Raw genomic sequence first — 20,537 nt, forward strand, 5'->3', positions numbered from 1 at the left:
AAATTGGCATAATAATATTTAATTCACATAAATATTATTCATAATTTAAAAATTGACATAATTAATTGCAAAAAATCAGGAACAAAAACAGCATCAAAGTGTATTATAATATTGTAATTGATTACAACTCATAATAAGAAACAAATATGAAAATGACTACCTTTGTCAACCTTACTATTTTTCTATGAAAAGTTCAGATATTGCAACCTTAGAGCCAAAGAAAAACATCTTAATCAAAGGAGCACAAATTCATAATTTAAAAAAATTAGATGTTGTAATTCCTCGAAACGAACTAGTGGTTATAACTGGGCTTTCGGGTTCGGGAAAATCGAGTTTGGCATTTGATACTTTGTATGCTGAAGGTCAACGCCGTTATGTTGAAAGTCTATCTTCCTATGCAAGACAGTTTTTGGGTAGACTTGACAAACCTAAAGTTGATTATATAAAAGGAATAGCTCCAGCTATAGCCATAGAACAAAAAGTAAATACAACTAATGCACGATCAACCGTTGGCACTTCAACTGAAATCTATGATTATTTAAAACTACTATTTGCCCGAATTGGCAAAACATTTTCCCCAATTTCGGGAAGTGAAGTGAAAAAAGATACGATTACTGATGTTATTACTAATGTTAAATCGTTTGCTCTAAATAGTAAATGGTTGCTTCTTTCTCCCATTCATTTGGAAGAAGGTCGAAAATTAGAGGACAAGCTTAAAGTATTATTACAACAAGGTTTTTCCCGTATTTTGGTCAACAATTCAATGGTTCGTTTAGATGAAATTGAACAACATTCATTAGACAACAAAGATATTCTTTTAATCATTGATAGAATCGTGGTTAAAGAGGAGGAAGAATTCTTCAATCGATTGGCTGATGCAACTCAAACTGCCTTTTTTGAAGGCAAAGGTGTTTGTTATCTTCAGGAATTAGAAACTAATAAGCGTTTGAATTTTAGTACCAATTTTGAATTGGATGGCATTACTTTTTTAGAACCAAACATCCATCTTTTTAGTTTCAATAATCCCTATGGTGCTTGCCCTACTTGTGAAGGTTACGGCAATATTATTGGGATTGATGATGAATTAGTTATTCCAAACACTACCCTTTCAGTATATGAAAATGCTATATTTCCCTGGCGTGGCGAAAGCATGAGTTGGTATCGTGACCAATTGGTAAACAACGCTTATAAATTTGATTTTCCGATTCATAAACCTTATTTCGAATTAACTGATGAACAAAAAGATTTGATTTGGAGAGGAAATAAATTCTTTACAGGCTTGAATGATTTTTTTAAAGAACTAGAAGAAAAAAATTATAAAATACAAAATCGTGTAATGCTATCACGTTATCGTGGTAAAACCAAATGTACTACATGTAAAGGTAAACGTTTACGCAAAGAAGCAAATTATATAACAGTTGGCGGGAAGACTATTTCAGAGTTAGTTGATTTATCTATAAAGAGATTAATTCCTTTTTTTAATGAACTTTCGCTTTCTGAATACGATCAAAAAGTAGCCAAACGATTGCTTTTAGAAATCAATAACAGATTGGCTTTCTTGAGTGATGTTGGATTAGATTATCTGACTTTGAACAGAAATTCGGCAACACTTTCTGGTGGTGAATCACAACGTATTAATTTAGCAACTTCACTCGGAAGCAGTTTGGTTGGTTCGATGTATATTTTAGACGAGCCAAGTATAGGCTTACATCCAAAAGACACCGAACGTTTAATAAAAGTTTTGAAAAATCTTCGTGATTTAGGGAATACTGTTATCGTAGTTGAACATGATGAGGATATCATGAAAGCTGCCGATAGAATTATTGATATTGGTCCAGAAGCTGGAACTTTTGGAGGTGAATTGGTTGCAGAAGGAACATTTGACCAAATTCTAAAAGCTGATTCTTTAACAGCTAAATATCTTAATGGGAAATTAGAAATTTCAGTACCAAAAAAACGTAGAAAATCTAACAACTTCATTGAAATAAAAGGTGCTCGAGAAAACAATCTTCAAAATATAGATGTTGCTTTTCCTTTAGAAAGTTTGACCGTAATTACTGGAGTTTCTGGAAGTGGAAAAAGTACGTTGGTAAAAAAAATACTTTTCCCAGCAATGCAGAAAAAGTTAGAAGGCATTGGAGACAAAGCCGGACAATTCACTGAATTATCAGGAAGTTTTTCACACATAAGGCATATTGAATACATTGATCAAAATCCAATTGGAAGAAGTTCACGTTCGAATCCAGTAACTTATATCAAAGCGTATGATGACATAAGAGATTTGTATGCTAAAGAAAAGTTATCAAAAGTTAGAGGTTATCAGGCCAAGCATTTCTCCTTTAATGTTGATGGCGGACGTTGCGAAACCTGCAAAGGCGAAGGCTCTATAAATGTAGAAATGGTTTTCATGGCTGATGTTTCCTTGCCTTGTGAAACTTGTGGTGGTAAACGTTTCAAAAAAGAAGTACTGGAAGTAGCCTTTGAAGGCAAAAACATAGACGACATTCTGACTATGACAATTGATGATGCCATTGCGTTTTTTACTGAATATAAGCAAACTAAAATAACTCAAAAACTCCAACCTCTTCAAGATGTTGGCTTGGGATATGTACAATTAGGGCAATCCTCTTCTACCCTTTCCGGTGGTGAAGCACAGCGTATTAAATTGGCTTCATTTTTAGTTAAAGGAGTCACCAAAGAAAAAGCACTATTTGTTTTTGATGAACCAACAACAGGTTTGCATTTTCATGACATCAAGAAACTTCTTGCTTCATTCGATGCTTTAATTGAAAAAGGACATTCCATAATAGTGATTGAACACAATTTAGATTTGATAAAATGTGCTGATTGGATTATTGATTTAGGTCCGGAAGGTGGCGAAAATGGTGGTCAAATTTTGGCAGTTGGAACACCGGAAGAAATTATAAAAAATAAAAAGTCGGTTACGGGATATTATTTAAAGGAAAAACTATAGTTATTCAACAATAATCTTTTTAGTAATTCTTTTACTTGCTGTTTGCAAAACCGCTAAATACATTCCTTTTGACAAACCATCTAAAGAAACTGACTCAATCAGATGAGCATTTTCTATTTGTTTATTAATAACTACTTTTCCTTGCAAATCAATTAGGGAAAAAGAATAATCAGTATCCGTAATGTCTCCTAAATTGATATTCAAAATATTCTTGGCAGGACTTGGAAAAAAACTCACTTGATTATCATTTTGAAAACTATCATTTCCTAAAGTTGATGTTGTAGCCACTGCAAAATGCATTGTAGCGCCAATAAGTGCTTTGGCTACTTTGTAGTTATAAACTGGATCCATGTAAATTAACAAATCGGAATTGGTATGTTTATGTGTCGTTTCATTAGTCTCAAAAAGACCTGTGATAATTTCATTATTACTTTGAAATGACATATAATCAGAGGCATATGCATAAGATAAATTAGCATTTAATGGAGAATATAATCCAACGCAATTAATCAACTCATCAGTCATTGTAGCAGATAAAGCATTGTTTGATGATGGATTATTACTTTGGTCTCTTTCACAAGTAATTGTATCATTAATCAAACCAGCAACACCTCCAACTTCATCTATATTGATAACCAAACGAATATCCATTTTTGGAGTAGTTCCGTTTACAACTGCTGAAACAAAATGTTGGCTACCTTTTAATCCATCTTCCTCTCCACTGAAATTGATGAATTTTATAGAATATTCTGTCGGAATATTGTGTAACAATCTTGCTGTTTCTAAAATAGATACTAAACCACTACCATTATCATTCGTTCCTGTACCTCCAATTGAATCATAATGACCACAAACAATAACATAAGTATTTGGATAAATTGTACCGATTTTGGTAACAATAAGGTTTTTACAAACCGAAGTTGAGCCTGAATAAGTATATGAATCTTCTGCTATTTGAGCTGGAGTGTAACCAAAACCTAAATATTGGACTTTTAGCCAGTCCAAAGTATTTTGTAATGCTGTTGTTCCTCTTTTTTTTAATCCTAAAGATTCGTAGGATGTTAAATTGTTTGTGATATTCGTTTGAGAGCATTGTTCAACCACTGAAGCGTAATAAGGAATATATTCTTGACTAAAGCCATTTGTTATTGTTAGTAATAAAGTAAATGGAAATAATAGTAGGTATTTTTTCATCGATTAATAGAATTAAGGGCCTCTTTTAAATAGTAAAACAATAGCAAATTTAATAAAAAAAATAAATGATTAGCAATTTAAGGCTTATTTAACTTTAGAAATAAATAAACTATGTGAATTATAAAAATCTAAAAATGTGATAGTTAAATAGTCTTAATCAAATCTTAAGAATTAGATTTTGCTTTTTGGCACACCAATTGAAAAGCAGTAATCAACAAAAAAGTATTTGTTCGAAGAAGCTGAAAATCGAAAGAGTAAGCAAAAAACTCAAATTAGAAAGATTATGAAAAAAATTACCCTTTTAGTAGCTAGCATTTTACTGTTTGGAAGTGTAGCGAACGCATCAGAAATAATCCGAAAATCTGGTGAAGAAAAAAGAACGAGATTTAGCTTTGATGAGCCAATCTCATTTACAGAGCGAGGCATTGAGTTTTTCGTTTTTCCAAATGGAGAATTTGATTTTAATACTCGTCCTGATGACAGCGAAGGTGACTATTTTTACAAAACTGCCGGAAAAAGAGGAAGTAGTCAAGAAAGAAAACCAATGAATTATGGTACAAGAATTGAACATGATAGTTTTGGTCGAGTAAGACGAATTGGTAACACGTTTATCAATTATGACAGTAGAGATAGAGTAAATCGAATTGGAAGTGTTTATATGAGATACAACAGAACTGCTTTAACTCAAATTGGTGCAATGCGAATAGTGTATAACCGAAGAGGCGAAATAATTGATACTATCGGAAACATTAAAAGTTATAGTGGTTATGCATACAATTGCAGCAACTATTATGATGATGACAACTACACAGCATCAAACTATAATGAAAGTGATTACTACTATTACAAACAAGATGGTACGAAAGCAAAAGTTGAAGATGATAAAGAAAGAAAATAAGTTACGTTAGTTAAAGATTGATTGGTTGGGTTTTGATGAAAAAATCCCGCAAAGTTGAAAGACGATGCGGGATTTTTGATTTTATATAATTAGAAAATTAGTGTCCACCACTAACTTTCTTATCAAAATCGATACCTTGACTTTTCAATATGCCGCTTACTTTCCATGCATAGAAAGCTAAATAGACAAAACAAAAAACGCCAACAATATAACTCATGTGAATATTACTCATATCTGCAATGTAACCTTGCAACCAACTCACAATTCCACCACCCATAATCATCATAATTAAGAAGCTGCTTCCCTGACTGGTATGTTTACCTAACCCGCTTATTGCTAAAGTAAAGATGCATGGCCAAAGTGTACTACAGAATAAACCAACCGAAGTAAAAGCATAAACACTGGTCATTCCTGTTGTTGCCATTCCGACTAATAAGGCGACAATGCCTAAAGCAGAGAAAATCAATAACATTCGAGCCGGATTCCCTTTACTGGCCATATCAGCTAATATCAATACCAAAATGATTAATGCATAAACATAAAAGTGTGACAAATCGTGATCCATGAATTTATTTACCGCAAGGAAAACTCCAAAAGCTAAATAAGGTGCCAAAAAGCGTAAGAACTTTTGTGTATTCATGTTATCAGTAAAGGCTTCAACTGCACCGGTCCAACGGCCAATCATTAAACTCGCCCAGTATAAAGATATAAATGGCGCAATATCTTTAGTCAAAAAACCTAAATTTTTCTCCATATAAGCCGGTAAGTTACTGGCTGTAGATACTTCTACTCCAACATAGACAAAAATGGCTATCATTCCCAAAATCAATTGTGGAAATTGTAATGCTGAAGTTCTGCTGCTTTGCTCTTCATTTGCATCTTCAACCACTGCAACTGGCTTATCTGGTATTGAAGACATCTTTAACATAACAGCCACTATTAAAAAAGCAGCGCCTAAAACTAAATAAGGCGTTTTCACACTTTCAATACTCATTTCGGTATTGGTTGAAGTTGCAGCTCCAAAAATGGCAAAACTCACAATCAACGGTCCAATTGTAGTTCCCAAATTATTGATTCCACCTGCTAATGTTAAGCGTTGAGAACCTGTAGTTATTGGTCCTAATGCAATAGCTAATGGATTGGCTACCGTTTGTTGCAAAGAGAATCCTAAAGCTACCGTAAACAATCCGGATAGCATTAAAGGAAATGAATGCATATTGGCTGCCGGATAAAATAATAATGTTCCCAAAGCCGAAATCACTAATCCTAAAGCTAAAGAATTTTTATAGCCAATTCTATTGATTAAATCTCCTTTTGTCAAATACGAAATAATCATATAAATAATGGAACCTACTGTATAAGCAACGTAGAAAGCAACTGAAACCAATTGACTTTGCCCTTGGGTTAAATCAAATGCTTTTCTGAAAACGGGAATTAAAATGTCATTGCTGGCGGCAACAAATCCCCAAAAGAAGAAAACGGTTACTAAAGGAATAAATTGCGCCCAATTGGTCTTTGCGGTTGATGTACTCATAAATTGGTTTGGTGTTGGTTAATTATTATTGTTTTAATTGTTTAAATTAATTTATAAAAGTCGTTAATTGAAATGTAATTTCTATGTTTATTTTCATTTTTATTCCGCTATTTTAATTTTACTTTTTGGACTAATGCCATTATTATTAAAAGCTTCTATCTGAAAATAATAAGCATCTGATTTATCCAATCCGTTAAAGTAATATTCTGATTTTCCATAAACCATAATTGAACCGTATAATTTGTCTACCGCTTTTCCAAAATAAATCACATAACCATCCGCATTTGGCTCCTGTTGCCATTTGAACCAAACATTTCTTCGTTCTCCTTTTACCTTCGGACCCGAACGCAATGGTACAAAATTTTGAACTACAGCTGGCTTCTCTCCTGCTCCTTTTCCAAAAACCCTAAAACCACTTATCGCGAATTTCCCGGTAGGCATTTGACTATTTTCCAATTTAAGAAAACGTGCTTTTGATGGTTCTTGAAGTTCAATGTAATCATGAGGAACATCAGTATTGTTTTTGCTTTTATCAACTAAAATTTTCCATTTTTTTCCATCATCGGAAGAATAAATAATATACTTGTGTCCAGTTGTCTTTTCCGGTTTTCCCATCAACTCTGCATCTTGGTCTGCATAGTTAATTTGGATGGCATTGATAGTGCTTATTTCGCCTAAATCAGAAATCAAATACTCTCCTTTATTGGCAGTTTTAGCTGACCAATAAGTTTTAATATCTTCATCAACTGCAAGGTTAGGTTGAAACCCACCAAGTGTTGAAGAAACCTGAACCGGTTTGTTGTAATTAAGCAACATCCAACCTGAAAAATTGGAATCCAAATGGTTCTTATTCTGCGAAGGCAAATACGTTGGATAATCGCCATACGCCGTATTAGAATACAAAATGTCATCTTTATCAAAACCAGCTGGCCAAATTCCGATACGCCTTTCAAAATTATTTTTAACACAAATGCCAATAGTAGAAACATGCCAATACTGATTGTTGACATCCTGAAAAGTAGCTCCATGACCAGCACCGCGAGCAAACCCGCCAGGTTTATACGAAAACGGATTGTGTGACTGGTATTCAAATGGACCTAAAGGATTATTTCCAACATAAACACCATCTGCATAACCGCTAAACTCGGTTCCCGGCGCACCATATTGCAGATAATATTTATTGTTGTGCTTGGTCATAAAAGCGCCTTCGGTAAACGGCTGCAAAAAGGTATTGTCGTTATGTTCACCAAAGCGTTCCCAGCCATGTTCATCATCATTTAAAGCCAATACTGGAATTCTTTCGCCTTCAGGTTGAAAAGTTTTACGGTTAAGTTTCATGCCATACAATGGATACAAATTGCTTGAGCCATAATATTCATAAACTTCATCTTTCTCTTTGTCCCAAAAAATCTGTGGATCCCATGCAGCTGCTTCCGATTTGTGAATGAGTTCTTTCCATTCGCCTTTAGCTGGATTAGTACTCATCCATAACGGAAATTCCTTTCCTTGAGTTGAGCCTACAACAAGCAATGTATCATTGACAAAAGATAAAGATGGCGCACATAATTCGTCATAAACCTTATGTTCAGGACGAAGAAATTTTTGCGAAATAAATTTCCAATTTAGCATGTCTTCACTATGCCAATAGCCCCATTGATTAGTAGAGAAAAGATAGTATTCACCTTTGAAAAAGGTAATGACAGGATCCGCTGTAGCTCTATGTTTTCCTTGTTTTACAAAATCGGGAATGGGACAATATCCATAGTCAATATTAATCGGATTGCAATACGTTTTTTGTTGGGCATTTCCAAAATTTGAAATGAATAACAGTAGTAGTAAGGCGATCCAATGTTTCATATAAACAGTCTTAATTGATTGGCATAAAACTTATTGCTGTTCCACCACCAGCGGCTAAAACCAATTTCAATTTGCTTTTGGAAGTTACAGTCATCGTTTTGATTTCATAGCTGATTGGATTTTTCTCCCAATGTGCCGTTTTCCCATCTTGATAAATGATGGCTTTGTATTTTTTATTTGGAGAAAGAAAATCTAATTTAATCTCAGTGCTTCTGGGATTTTCATCGGTAATCGCACCTAAAAACCAGTTCTCTGATTTTTTATCTTTACGTGCAACAGTCAAATAGTCTCCTGGCTCAGCTTCTAAATATTTAGAATCCTGCCAATCAACAGCCACATCCTTTATAAACTGAAATGCATCCGGATATTTTTCGTAGTTTTCAGGTAAGTCAGCAGCCATTTGTAACGGAGAATACATCGTTAAATACAAAGCCAATTGCTTAGCTAAAGTGGTATGCACCTGAGCCGTTTTGGTCTTATCGTAAATATTCATTTTTACTTCAAAAATTCCAGGTGTGTAATCCATTGGTCCACCAAGTAATCTTGTAAATGGCAAAATAGTTTCGTGCATTGGCGGATTTCCATTGCTCCAAGCGTTGAACTCATTACCACGAGCGGCTTCTGCAGCAATATAGTTTGGATACGTTCTGCTATAACCAGTCGGTCTGGAACTTTCATGTGAATTAACCATCAGTTTATAATCAGCGAATCTTCTGGCAACATAATTGAAATGGTTTACCATTGTTTGTCCATCATGAAATTCACCACGCGGTATAATTCTTCCAACATAACCTGATTTTGCAGCCGGATAACCATACTTTTTCATCAATTCTAACGCTCTGTCCAAATGTCTTTCATAATTAGCCACAGAACCCGAAGTTTCGTGATGCATAATCATTTTGATTCCTTTAGATTTGGCATAATCATTCACCTCTTTCAAATCAAAATCTGGATAAGGCGTTGTGAAATCAAAAACTTCTTCTTTCCAATTGCCAAACCAGTCTTCCCAACCAACGTTCCAACCTTCTACCAAAACACCGTCGAAACCATTTTTAGCGGCAAAATCTATGTACCGTTTTGTGTTGGCAGTTGTAGCGCCATGTTTCCCTGAGGCAATTAAATCTTTTGTTAAAACATTTTGAGCATTTTGACTTCCGGCATAATCCCAAGTTGATTTTCCAACGTGCATTTCCCACCAGACACCAACATATTTCATAGGTTTTATCCAAGAAGTATCTTCAATTTTACAAGGTTCATTTAGATTTAAAATCATTTTTGAGCTTACAATATCACGAGCATCATCGCTTACCATAATTGTTCTCCAAGGCGAGACACATGGCGTTTGCAAATAGGCTTTATCTCCAATAGCATTTGGAACTAAATGTGAAGTAAGTTTGAATTCATTCGGAACTAAATCTAAATGCATTACCGGATAATTTACTACTGCTGCTTCAAATATATTGATATACAAGCCATCAGTAGATTTCATCATTAAAGGAGATTGAATGACATATTTCCCGTTTATTGATTTTAATCCGATACCGTTATTCAAATTGATTTTATCGGTAGAAACCTCTGAAAGTTTGGTTTCCATGTAGGGATATTCCTGACTGTCAAAATCACCAGGAAGCCAAAAGGTTTTATGATCACCAGCCAAATTGAACTCTGATTTTTCATCTGAAACAATAAAATAATTCAGGTTAGCTTGCTTTGGAAATTCATAGCGAAAAGCTACACCTTCGTCGAATACCCTGAAAATTATATTTATTTTTCTACTGTTTATCGTTTGTGAGAGCGCAACAATCATTTCGGTGTAGCTGTTTTTTATATTGGACTGCTCGCCCAAAACAGGTTGCCAGGTTTCATTGACTTTTTTTTGACTGATACTGTCTATTCGAAAGTTAGTATCTAAATCAGGTGTGCCTTTCAATTTAAGACCCATAAAACTTTTAAGAATAACCGGCTTGTTTTTATAGGTCACTGAATAAGTTGGCTTTCCTTCTGATAAAGCGAAATTCAGTGAGATTTGTTTTGACGGTGATTGAATCGTTTGTGCATTACTAAAAAACACTAGTAACAAAAATGAGAAGACACTATATTTTTTCATAAATGATATTTTTGATAAAGATAAAAATAACTCTTTATCATTTTAAAAGGCTTAATGACTGATGTTAATTTTCGAAGTAATAATAAAATCTAATTTACCAATTCAAATTCAGTTTTATTACTCGTATCAGAATTGGGTCCGATAAAGACTTCAAATTTTCCAGGTTCAGCAACAAATTCCAAATTTGAATTGTAGAATTTTAAATCTTCAACTGAAATTTCAAAGGTAACAGTTTGTTTTTCACCTTTTTTAAGGGCTATTTTTTGAAAGCCTTTTAACTCTTTTATTGGACGTGTGACTGTGCCTACTATATCTCTAATGTATAATTGAACTACTTCTTTACCTTCCAAATTTCCAGTATTAGTAACATCTACAGTTACTTTTAAAGTTTCTGATTTCGACATTTTAGTGGCAGAAATTTTCAAATTAGAATATTCAAAAGTGGTATAACTTAATCCATAACCAAAAGGAAATAAGGGCTCATTTATTTCGTCGATATAATTAGTTTTAAACTTTTCAAACTTTCCATCTTTGTTTCCTAATGGTCTTCCTGTGTTTTTTGAGGCATAATATATTGGCACTTGACCAACACTTCTTGGAAAAGTGGTAGTTAATTTCCCTGATGGGTTTACATTTCCAAATAACACATCAGAAATAGCGTAACCAGCTTCACTTCCTGCAAACCATACATCTAAAATAGCCGGAACGGTAGCATTTTCATCGTTTAAAACCAACGGCCTTCCATTAAATAAAACCAAAACTACTGGTTTTCCTGTTTTTAGTAAAGCTTGCAATAAATCTTTTTGTGCTTGTGGAATTTTAAGATTGGTTCTGCTGCTACACTCTCCGCTAAATTCGGCCGACTCGCCTAAAGCCGCAACAATTACATCGGATTGATTGGCAATTTTCAATGCTTCTGAGAGTAATTCTTCTTTGGTTCTATTATCTCGGTGCAAGGTTTTGCCGAACATGGTTGCTTTTTCTTCAAGCATAGCATCATAATCAAGATTGCTTCCTTTAGCGTAAAGTACTTTGGCAGAATTTCCAACTTCAGCTTTTATTCCTGCTAACAACGCAATAGAATTTTCCTGTTTTGCAGCAACACTCCAAGTTCCAGCCATATTCTCTTTGGCATCAGCCAACGGACCAATAACGGCAATAGTACCTGTCTTTTTTAATGGTAACAGTTGGTTATCGTTTTTTAATAAGACCAAAGATTGGGTGGCAATTTTTCGAGCTTCACTTCTATTTGAATTGGTGAAAATTTCGGTTTTAGCTCTATGTTCATCACAATATTTATAGGGATCATTGAATAATCCTAAATCGTATTTAGCATTTAAAAGTAAACGAACAGCATTGTCTATTTGTTGAAGTGTAACTTTTCCTTCCTCTACTGATTTTTTTAATGTAGATAAAAAACCATTACTTACCATATCCATCTCAACACCGGCATTTAACGCTAATACAGAACTGGTCTGCATATCTCCCATTCCGTGTTCCGACAATTCCATGATGGCTGTATAATCTGTAACTACAAAACCTTTAAAGTTCCATTGATTTCTGAGTACATCGGTCATTAACCATTTATTGCAGGTAGCAGGAATTCCGTCTACTTCATTAAAAGAAGCCATTACAGAACCCACACCGGCATCTATTGCTGCTTTATAAGGCGGAAAATACTCATTATACATTCTAATCCGGCTCATGTCTACAGTATTATATTCACGTCCGGCTTCGGGTGCACCGTAAAGGGCAAAGTGCTTTACACAAGATAAAATGGTGTTGTTTTTCATCAAATCATCGCCCTGATAACCTGACACCATCGCTTTAGCAATTTGACTTCCAAGAAAAGGATCTTCTCCATTACCTTCAGAAATCCTTCCCCATCTTGGGTCTCGGGAAATATCTACCATTGGTGAAAACGTCCAGTTGATGCCATCAGCGCTGGCTTCTTGAGCTGCAATTTGAGCACTTCTTTTAATAAGATTCATATCCCATGTGCAAGATAATGCCAGCGGAATGGGAAATGTAGTTTCGTAACCGTGAATAACATCCATTCCGAAAAGCAATGGAATTTTGAGACGGCTTTTTTCAACGGCAATCTTTTGAACTTCTCTAATTTTCTGAACTGATTTAATGTTAAATAAACCACCTACTTTTCCTTGTTCAATATTTTTAGCGACATCAGAACTATTAGCTTGACCTGTAGTAATGTCGCCCGATGTTGGTAAGTTTAACTGTCCTAGTTTTTCTTCTAAGGTCATTTTGGAAATTAAATCACTAACAAATATTTCTTTTGAAGCTATAGGAACTGTTTTTTTGCTTTTTTGAGAAAAAGAAGCTGCTGTTCCCAACAAGGTAATCAGTAGTATGGCAAATTTTATTTTCATTGCTTTAGATTATGGTTTTTTGATTTGTTGTAACATCCAATCATAAATTTCCTGATTGTTATATACTTTAGTCCAACAACCGTGATTTTCGTCCTCAAAAATAGTTAGTTTAACATTAGTAGCATTACAAGATTTTAAAATTTTATACATGCTTATTGGAAATTCCGGATTAACCACATCATCCAGTAAACCGTGAAAAATTCGAGTGGGCATGTCTTTTAGTTTACAGGCATAATCTTGCTCATTCAAATCAACATAACTTGAAATTGGAACTAATGCTGCAAATAATTCGGGATGTACTAATGCTAAATTCCATGCACCCCAACCTCCTGAACTTAATCCGGTAAGGTAAATTCTTTTTCCATCAATGTTATTTTCTTTTTGAACTTTTTGAATCAATAGGTATAATGATTCTGAGTCCCATGAGGTGTTTTCCCGACATTGTGGTGCCAAAACATACGCATCAATAGTATGTGTTTGCAAATAGTTAAACGGGCCGTGAATTTTGACTTTTTCGATATCGGTCCCTTTTTCTCCATCGCCATGCAGAAAAACAATCAAAGGCTTTTTCTCTTTATTATTTTCAGGTTTATGAAGTAGGAATCCATAAGAATATTGAGTTTTAATTTCAACACTAAAATTTCCTTCTATGTCTTGTGAAACGCCAATAAAAGGAATGCCTATTAATAAAATAAGCAGAGATTGTTTTAGTCTCATAACTTTTAAATTACTTAAAACCCGTGTTGTGTGGATGAAAATCCTAGATTTTGAAGTCCGGTTTGAACTTCAGGTGCCTGCATGAATAAATTCCATAGGAAGCCTGTTCTGTAATTTTCTATCATCGGAACAATTGGCCCTTGATCAATAGCTAAATATCTTGGGGTAACCCAATCATAATGTGGTGAAAATGCATCATAAGGTCCGGCAACTCCAATTAATCTATTTTTCCAATCTGCATTTTCATAAAAGAAACGCAACGCTTTCATGGATTCAGTTGGAGTATATGGAAAATCGGATAAGGCAGCGGTTGGCGAAATAACTCCCCGATCGTTACCCATTTTATGATCAGTGTAACCAACACTTCCGTTAGGATTTCTGGTATAACTTGCGGTTAAACCCCAGCAATTTTCTCCGTAACCAATCCAACCAACCGGATTTGTAACACAATATTTATTAATAATTTTGGCATGATTCTGAACCAATGTCCAATAGTTTGCATATTGGTCAGATAAACCTCTTGGGTCTAATCCCAAATAGGAATAATGAGCCCAAAACATTGGGCCAACACTTCCGGAAGAACCATTATAATTAAAAACAACAGGCATACCGTACTGAGTACCTCCGTTAACAATTGCTCCATTCCTTGCCCACGCCTGATGATAAGCCTCAGACGGTATGGCATGAGTTGGAGAAGCTGCTCCCAATACATAGGTAATCAGACATTCGTTATACCCTTCTAGTTTGAAATTCATCGCCCATCCATAATTAGGTGACCAATGCCAATACAAAGCATTTTCGCCTTTGGTATACCAATTCCACTCAACGCCTTTCCATAAAACATCTGCTTTTTGGGCTAAGGCTTGCTCTTCAGCAGTACCGTTTTTAAAATATTCTCTAACGCAAATTAAACTTTGGCATAAAAATGAGGTTTCCACTAAGTCACCACCATTGTCCTGAGTTCCAAATGGAATGACATCTCCGTTGGTTCCATTCATCCAATGAGGCCAAGCTCCGTGAAATCTATCCGCATTTTCAAGAAAAGTTAAAGCTGTATTTAGTCTGGCAACTGCTTCTTCTCTTGTTACAAAGTTTCTTTCTATACCAACCAAAATGGTCATTATGCCAAAACCTGAACCGCCTGTAGTTACTAAATTTACATCTACATAGGTTTCGTCAGTATGATAACGTTCTCTTGCCAATTTAGAATTAAATTCTGCATAATCCCAAAAGTATTTGAAAACATCACTTTGCACTTTATCCAATAATTGTTCATCGGTCAAAGGAATAACTTCTTCCGGAGTATCACCTGACTTGTTTGAACAAGAACAAGAGACTAGAAAAAATTGAAAAATGATTAACGATTTGAGAAGAAATTTCATAATAATGAAGTAAATTGGGATGTTTTGATTTAAAATTTAAAACCTAACAAACATTTGGGTTTGTTAGGTTTTAATTTCTACTAATTATCTACCTGCTAATTCTAATTCGTAAAGCGCTCCTATTTCTGCTGTAGTTAGGGTTTTGTCATAGATTCTTAACTCGTCTACTCCACCTTTCAATGCTGCATTCCATGTATCGACATTTGTACCATTAACAACAGTCTCTAAAGCTCCGATAACTGGTCTTGTTGGAAGGAAATGATTCAATGGAAAAGCTGCTCCGCCATTTCTAACTTCCCAAGCAGAATTAGAAATTTTAGCACCGTTTACATAAATTTTATTGGTAGCAGTTGGACCGTCATAAACATAAACTACGTGAGCCCATTGACCTCCAATTTTGTTAGCAGCCCATGTATGGGTAGCATCCATCCATGCTTCTTGTTTGATCATGTTTACAGCATCACCACCAAACTCAGTTCCGTCTGGTTTTTTGATTCTGAAAACACCTTTCATCTGAATGGAATCGCTAGTTACTAAACCATGAGTTTCGGCCATAAGATTTAAATTACCAAATGCTTCACCTGTTCTAGTTAAAGAGAAAATTGGAGATGTTGTACTTACTGCTGATGGATTTGCTTTATTGTTAGACACTTTAACCCAGCAAGAAATAGATACACTTCCTGAAGTTGAATTTAATGCCGTAATTTCCGGATAAGCCATATAGCCAGAATTGAAATTTGCGGCTTGTCCTTTTACTCCCGTAACATAAGTTGTTGCAACAGTTGATGATGGAGAAGTATTAGAAACAGTTTCTTTTCCGTTACCGTCTAGTGGCCAGTAAGCTTTTAAAGATGATGCAGCAACCTCGTCAGCATTGTTATAACCACCAATAGGTGGCAATGAACTTCCGCTATCACTACTACAGCTTGTAATTGATGCAATTGCAATACTTAAAGCAAATGCTGAAACTAAAATTTTGTTTGTTTTCATAATTTTAAAATATTTAATGATTAAGTTAATATAAATGATAATGTTAATATCCTGGGTTTTGTGTTAATAATCCACCGCTGGCAATAATTTGATCTGAGGGGATTGGAAATAAGTTATGTACACCTACAATAAAAGTTTTGCCGTCTAATGCCATTGCACTTTGAGCTTGACCTGTTCTAACAATATCAAACCAACGATCATGTTCCATCGCCATTTCTGCTCTTCGTTCATTTAATATTGACTGTAATGTAACTGAGGTTACACTTCCTAAACCAGCTCTGACTCTTAATTCCGAAATTCTGCCAGCTGCTTCAGAAGTCATTCCAATATGGAATCCGGATTCAGCTCTAATTAAAAGAATATCACTGTATTTAAGTATTCTCAAATTTTTAGCAGTTTGACCCTTATCTCCATTCCAAGATTCGGCAACACTACTTTGATACGCTTTATAGTTATATCTTGGGTTATTCCAAGTTGTTGGGGCAATGAATCCATCCCATAAAACAGAAGGAACAAACATTACTGTTGCATTTTTTCTCAAATCTCCGGCTTCATAAGAGTTAACAAGGGTTAATGATGGTGTATTAAAACCCCAACCTAAATCTGGTGTTCCTCTTGGGCCTTGAACGTTGGTATAATCAACAAGTCCTTGAGTTAAGGTAGCCTGAACTTCATAAATTGATTCTGATTTGTTTTCGCCAACTTCTCTCCAAACATTGGCATAATTTGGCAATAACGAATATTGACTAGAAGTAATAACTTCTCCTGACATATCGAAAGCTTGTTGCCATTTCTCCTGATACAAATAAGCTTTGGCCAAAAGTGCTTGCGCTGCACCTTTAGATGCCCTGCCTAAATCATTAGAACTGTACACACTTTTAAGAGGTAATTTATCTATCGCATCTAATAAATCTGTTTCAATTTGAGCATAAGTTTCTTCTTTAGATTTTCTGGTGTAAACAACACTATTGATAGTTTGAGCATCGTTAATATCAATTTTAGTAGTCACTATTGGAACACCACCGAAACATCTTACCAAATCAAAATAAAATAAGGCTCTTAAAAATTTTACTTCACCAATTAATCTGTTTTTTAGCGTTGCATCTATTGTTAATTGATCTAAATAGAAAAGTGCAGTATTAGCTCTATTTATGCCTTGATATCTGCCTTGCCATACATCACTGAATGAGATATCGCTAGCTGAAAAGGTTAGGTTATCCATTTTCCCTTTGTCAGTTCCCGTGTCAGAAGGCGTTGATCCTTTATCAGCATCGTCAGAAGTTATGCTTGTCATTCCTATCCATGAAAAAGAATACATATTGTAGTCCAATTGTTTGTTGTATACACCATTAACTAACTGAACTGCATTATTTGGATCATTCAAAAAATCATTTACATTTTGTACATCATTAGGTTTCACATTCAAATCGTCTTCGCAGGAAGCAAAAGTCAAACCTAAAAATAACAGAGACAATATTTTAAAATTTATTTTATTCATAGTACTCATTTTTTAAAAACTTACATTTAAACCAAATAGGAATGTTTTATTTGTTGGATAAGCGTCCAATTCTATTCCGGCGCCACCCAAAGGATTTGCATTGTCTCCACCAACTACTTCTGGCGAATAACCTGAATATTTAGTAAATAATAAAGGATTTATAGCAGTGGCATATATTCGAACTTTATCAATTTTTTCGAAAAAATTCGGTAGTGTATAACCAAGGGTAATATTGTTTATTCTAAAGTAGGAACCATCTTCTACAAAGTAGGTTGATGCAACAGGCACTTCGTTATAAGGTGCTGGATTAACTCCGTTTGGAGTTGATGGTGACCAAAAACTATTTAAATATCCGTGTTCTATATTTTCTCCTCCAAAGCGTTGTGCTTTTTTTCCGTTATACACTTTATTGCCACCTACTCCATAAGTGTCAACAGAGAAATCGAATTTTTTGTAATTGATACCAAAACTCAAACCGTATGTATAAGTTGGTAAATAGGAACCGGCAACAACTCTTTCACTACTATAAGTAAAGTTTCCATCCGAATTTTTTCCGGTAACTTGGTACACATAAAAGCTACCAAGAGCTTCACCAACCAAAACTTGTTTTGTCCATTGACCATTACCTAAACCGCCACCAATTAAATTGGCGAAGTATGAATTATCAGCTTTAACAAGTTCGTTTTTATTATAAGAGTAATTTCCTGAAATAAAATAACTCCAATTGTCATTTATTTTTTTATCCCATCTTAATGAAAGCTCGACGCCTTTATTAGTAACATCACCAGTATTAACGGTCACATTTCCTTGAGATAATACTGGTGGTAAAGTCACTGGCAAAATCACATCCTTTGATCTTCTGTCGTACAAATCAATGGTTCCGGATAATTTATTATTAAGCACTTTAAAATCTATACCTAAATCAAACTCTCCCATTGTTTCCCATGTTAAATTGGGATCTACATCATAAGGTTGGGTGCTTCCTGGAAAAATACTTTGATTATCTCCAAAGGCATAATTAGCGCCTGCTGAGAATATTGGAATATTTAAAGAGTTCAAAGCTCTTGCGTTTCCTACTTCACCATAACCTGCTCTTATTTTAAGATAATTTAGGAATTTAACGTTTTGCAGAAATTTTTCTTCACTCATTACCCATCCGGCAGAAACTGCAGGGAAAACTCCCCATTTCTGAACTTCTTGAAAAGAGCTTGTTCCTTCTCTTCGAACAGAGGCTGTTATTAGATATTTTCCTTTAAAATCGTATTCAAATCTTCCGAAATATGCTAAAGACACCACCGGTGTATCACGGTGATTTGTAATTACCGAACCTGGTGCTGTAGCAGTGTTGTAGGAAGATAAGTCAAGTGACCAATAGTTTGAAGCAACCGGAACATTATAACGTACTCCGTTTAAATTCTCGAAATTCTTGGTAGTTGTTCTTGACATACCCAAAACTGCATTCACATTATGATTGCCAAAAGTTTTTTTGAATGTAATATAGTTGTCCCAATTGTATTCGTAATAGTTACTTCTTTTTTGCTCCAATGTATTGTATATAACTTCACTATTTCCAAAGGAAGCTACATAGTCATCAATAGTACTTGTTGCATTTTGTGATAAATAGATTTGATCATTTGGGGTAAATGAAAAACCTTTATATGTATTATATGTAGCTCCAAAATTTGATGTATAAGTCAACTCTTTTGTAAGTTTAAGTTCAGCCGAAATAGAACCAACAATGGTTACATCTTTGTTTTGATTGTTTGTATAAAATAACTGTGCAACAGGATTCGCAACATTATTAAAACGATCACTACCATTAATATCAATAAGTCCAGTAGCCGGATTTCGTAAAGGAACTCCCCATCTTCCATTATCAAAATATACCGGAACAATTGGAGATTGTTTGTAGGCATTGGTAAAAGCACTTGTTGGTTTGGTCACATTATTAGCAACTGTCAAATTGATATTCTGTGCTATTTTTAATTTATTATCTAGCAATTTAAACTCATTACGCGAATTAACATTGTTTCTTTCGTATTCTGTTCCAGTTAAAATTCCTTTTTCTTTATAATTTGTAGCACCTAGATAATAACTGGCGTTCTCGTTTGCACCAGAAATTGAAATATGATTGTTAATTACTTCACCAGTATCGGTTATTTCTTCTAACCAATCGGTATTGTATGGCTGATCAAAACTGTAATAAGAAGAGGAACCAGCCGCAACGTTATTGTAATAGGCAAAACGATAAGAATCGGCCATTTTTACTTTTTTCTGAATAAATTTTTGGCCATAATAACTATCATAGGATACTTTTACTCTTCCTAGTTTTCCTTTTTTTGTTGTTATGATTACGACACCATTTGATCCTTTTTGTCCATAAATTGCTAAAGATGATGCATCTTTCAAAATATCTATTGTTGCAATTTCATTTGGACTTAATCCATTTATACCAGTCTCAACGCCATCAACAATGTATAGCGGGTCACGGCCACCAAGTATAGTTCCTAAACCTCTAATCCTAATCGATGGATTAGCACCTGGTTCATCATTTGTAACAATATTAACACCAGCAGCTCTACCTTGTATGGACTGGATTGGTGATTGCGCAGCTGTTTTAATGATGTCATTTGCTTTTATTTGGGCAACTGAACCCGTTATTGAACCAAGTTTCTTAGTTCCATAACCTATGACAACAACTTCATTTAAATTATTGGTTTTTTCTACCATCACTATTTTCATAGTTCCAGTCGAAGCCTTTATTGAAATTGTTTCAAAACCAATATAGGAAAACTCTAAAAAATCTCCCACAGCTGATTCAATTGAAAATTTTCCGTCAAAATCAGTGGTTGTCGATTTACCGGAAGCTTTTTGTATAACATTCACTCCAGGTAAGGGCATGTTTTTGTAATCAGTTACTAATCCATTTGTAGTTTGGGATTTAGCCGTAAAAGAGACCAAAAACAGTAACAAAAAACTAAATAGGTATTTCATAT

At 34.6% G+C, this 20,537-nt stretch carries 12 protein-coding genes; 2 read left to right on the forward strand and 10 right to left on the reverse strand.

Annotation, left to right across the window (positions count from 1 at the left end):
* Window positions 1-184 precede the first annotated feature (184 nt).
* Window positions 185-2,974 (forward strand): excinuclease ABC subunit UvrA, encoded by a 2,790-nt coding sequence (gene uvrA / locus QWY90_RS08160; protein WP_290285376.1) that lies wholly within the window; start codon window positions 185-187, stop codon window positions 2,972-2,974.
* On the opposite strand, the gene QWY90_RS08165 is transcribed toward uvrA, so the two are convergent.
* Complete coding sequence (locus QWY90_RS08165; protein WP_290285377.1) at window positions 2,975-4,168, reverse strand: M28 family peptidase; 1,194 nt, start codon at window positions 4,166-4,168, stop codon at window positions 2,975-2,977. It lies immediately after the preceding gene.
* A gap of 283 nt (window positions 4,169-4,451) precedes the next feature.
* On the opposite strand from QWY90_RS08165, the gene QWY90_RS08170 reads away from it, so the two are divergent.
* A complete protein-coding gene (locus QWY90_RS08170; protein WP_290285378.1) occupies window positions 4,452-5,066 on the forward strand; it encodes a hypothetical protein in 615 nt (204 codons plus the stop codon).
* 97 nt (window positions 5,067-5,163) lie between these two features.
* Here QWY90_RS08170 and QWY90_RS08175 read toward each other — a convergent pair whose 3' ends face one another.
* The 9 genes from QWY90_RS08175 to QWY90_RS08215 form a co-directional block, all read right to left on the reverse strand.
* On the reverse strand, window positions 5,164-6,600 hold the full coding sequence (locus QWY90_RS08175; RefSeq protein WP_290285379.1) for an MFS transporter: 1,437 nt from the start codon (window positions 6,598-6,600) through the stop codon (window positions 5,164-5,166).
* 99 nt (window positions 6,601-6,699) lie between these two features.
* Window positions 6,700-8,457 carry a family 43 glycosylhydrolase gene (locus QWY90_RS08180; protein ID WP_290285380.1) on the reverse strand — a complete coding sequence of 586 codons (1,758 nt, stop codon included), beginning with the start codon at window positions 8,455-8,457 and terminating at the stop codon, window positions 6,700-6,702.
* A 10-nt stretch (window positions 8,458-8,467) separates the two neighbouring features.
* On the reverse strand, window positions 8,468-10,564 hold the full coding sequence (locus QWY90_RS08185; protein WP_290285381.1) for a glycoside hydrolase family 97 protein: 2,097 nt from the start codon (window positions 10,562-10,564) through the stop codon (window positions 8,468-8,470).
* Between the two features lie 89 nt (window positions 10,565-10,653).
* On the reverse strand, window positions 10,654-12,954 hold the full coding sequence (gene bglX / locus QWY90_RS08190) for a beta-glucosidase BglX (protein WP_290285382.1): 2,301 nt from the start codon (window positions 12,952-12,954) through the stop codon (window positions 10,654-10,656).
* Between the two features lie 9 nt (window positions 12,955-12,963).
* The gene (locus tag QWY90_RS08195; RefSeq protein ID WP_290285383.1) at window positions 12,964-13,671 is read right to left on the reverse strand and encodes a carboxylesterase family protein; all 708 of its coding nucleotides are present in this window, start codon (window positions 13,669-13,671) and stop codon (window positions 12,964-12,966) included.
* Window positions 13,672-13,685: 14 nt separating this feature from the next.
* A complete protein-coding gene (locus QWY90_RS08200) occupies window positions 13,686-15,053 on the reverse strand; it encodes a glucoamylase family protein (RefSeq protein WP_290285384.1) in 1,368 nt (455 codons plus the stop codon).
* A gap of 84 nt (window positions 15,054-15,137) precedes the next feature.
* Window positions 15,138-16,043 carry a LamG-like jellyroll fold domain-containing protein gene (locus QWY90_RS08205; protein ID WP_290285385.1) on the reverse strand — a complete coding sequence of 302 codons (906 nt, stop codon included), beginning with the start codon at window positions 16,041-16,043 and terminating at the stop codon, window positions 15,138-15,140.
* A 43-nt stretch (window positions 16,044-16,086) separates the two neighbouring features.
* Complete coding sequence (locus QWY90_RS08210; protein ID WP_290285386.1) at window positions 16,087-17,541, reverse strand: RagB/SusD family nutrient uptake outer membrane protein; 1,455 nt, start codon at window positions 17,539-17,541, stop codon at window positions 16,087-16,089.
* A 12-nt stretch (window positions 17,542-17,553) separates the two neighbouring features.
* Entirely contained in the window at window positions 17,554-20,535 is a 2,982-nt protein-coding gene (locus tag QWY90_RS08215; protein ID WP_290285387.1) for a SusC/RagA family TonB-linked outer membrane protein, read from the reverse strand.
* Between the last annotated feature and the right edge of the window lie 2 nt (window positions 20,536-20,537).

Origin of the sequence: Flavobacterium paronense (assembly GCF_030409795.1) — a bacterium.
In the GTDB taxonomy this organism is placed as follows: Bacteria; Bacteroidota; Bacteroidia; order Flavobacteriales; family Flavobacteriaceae; genus Flavobacterium; species Flavobacterium paronense.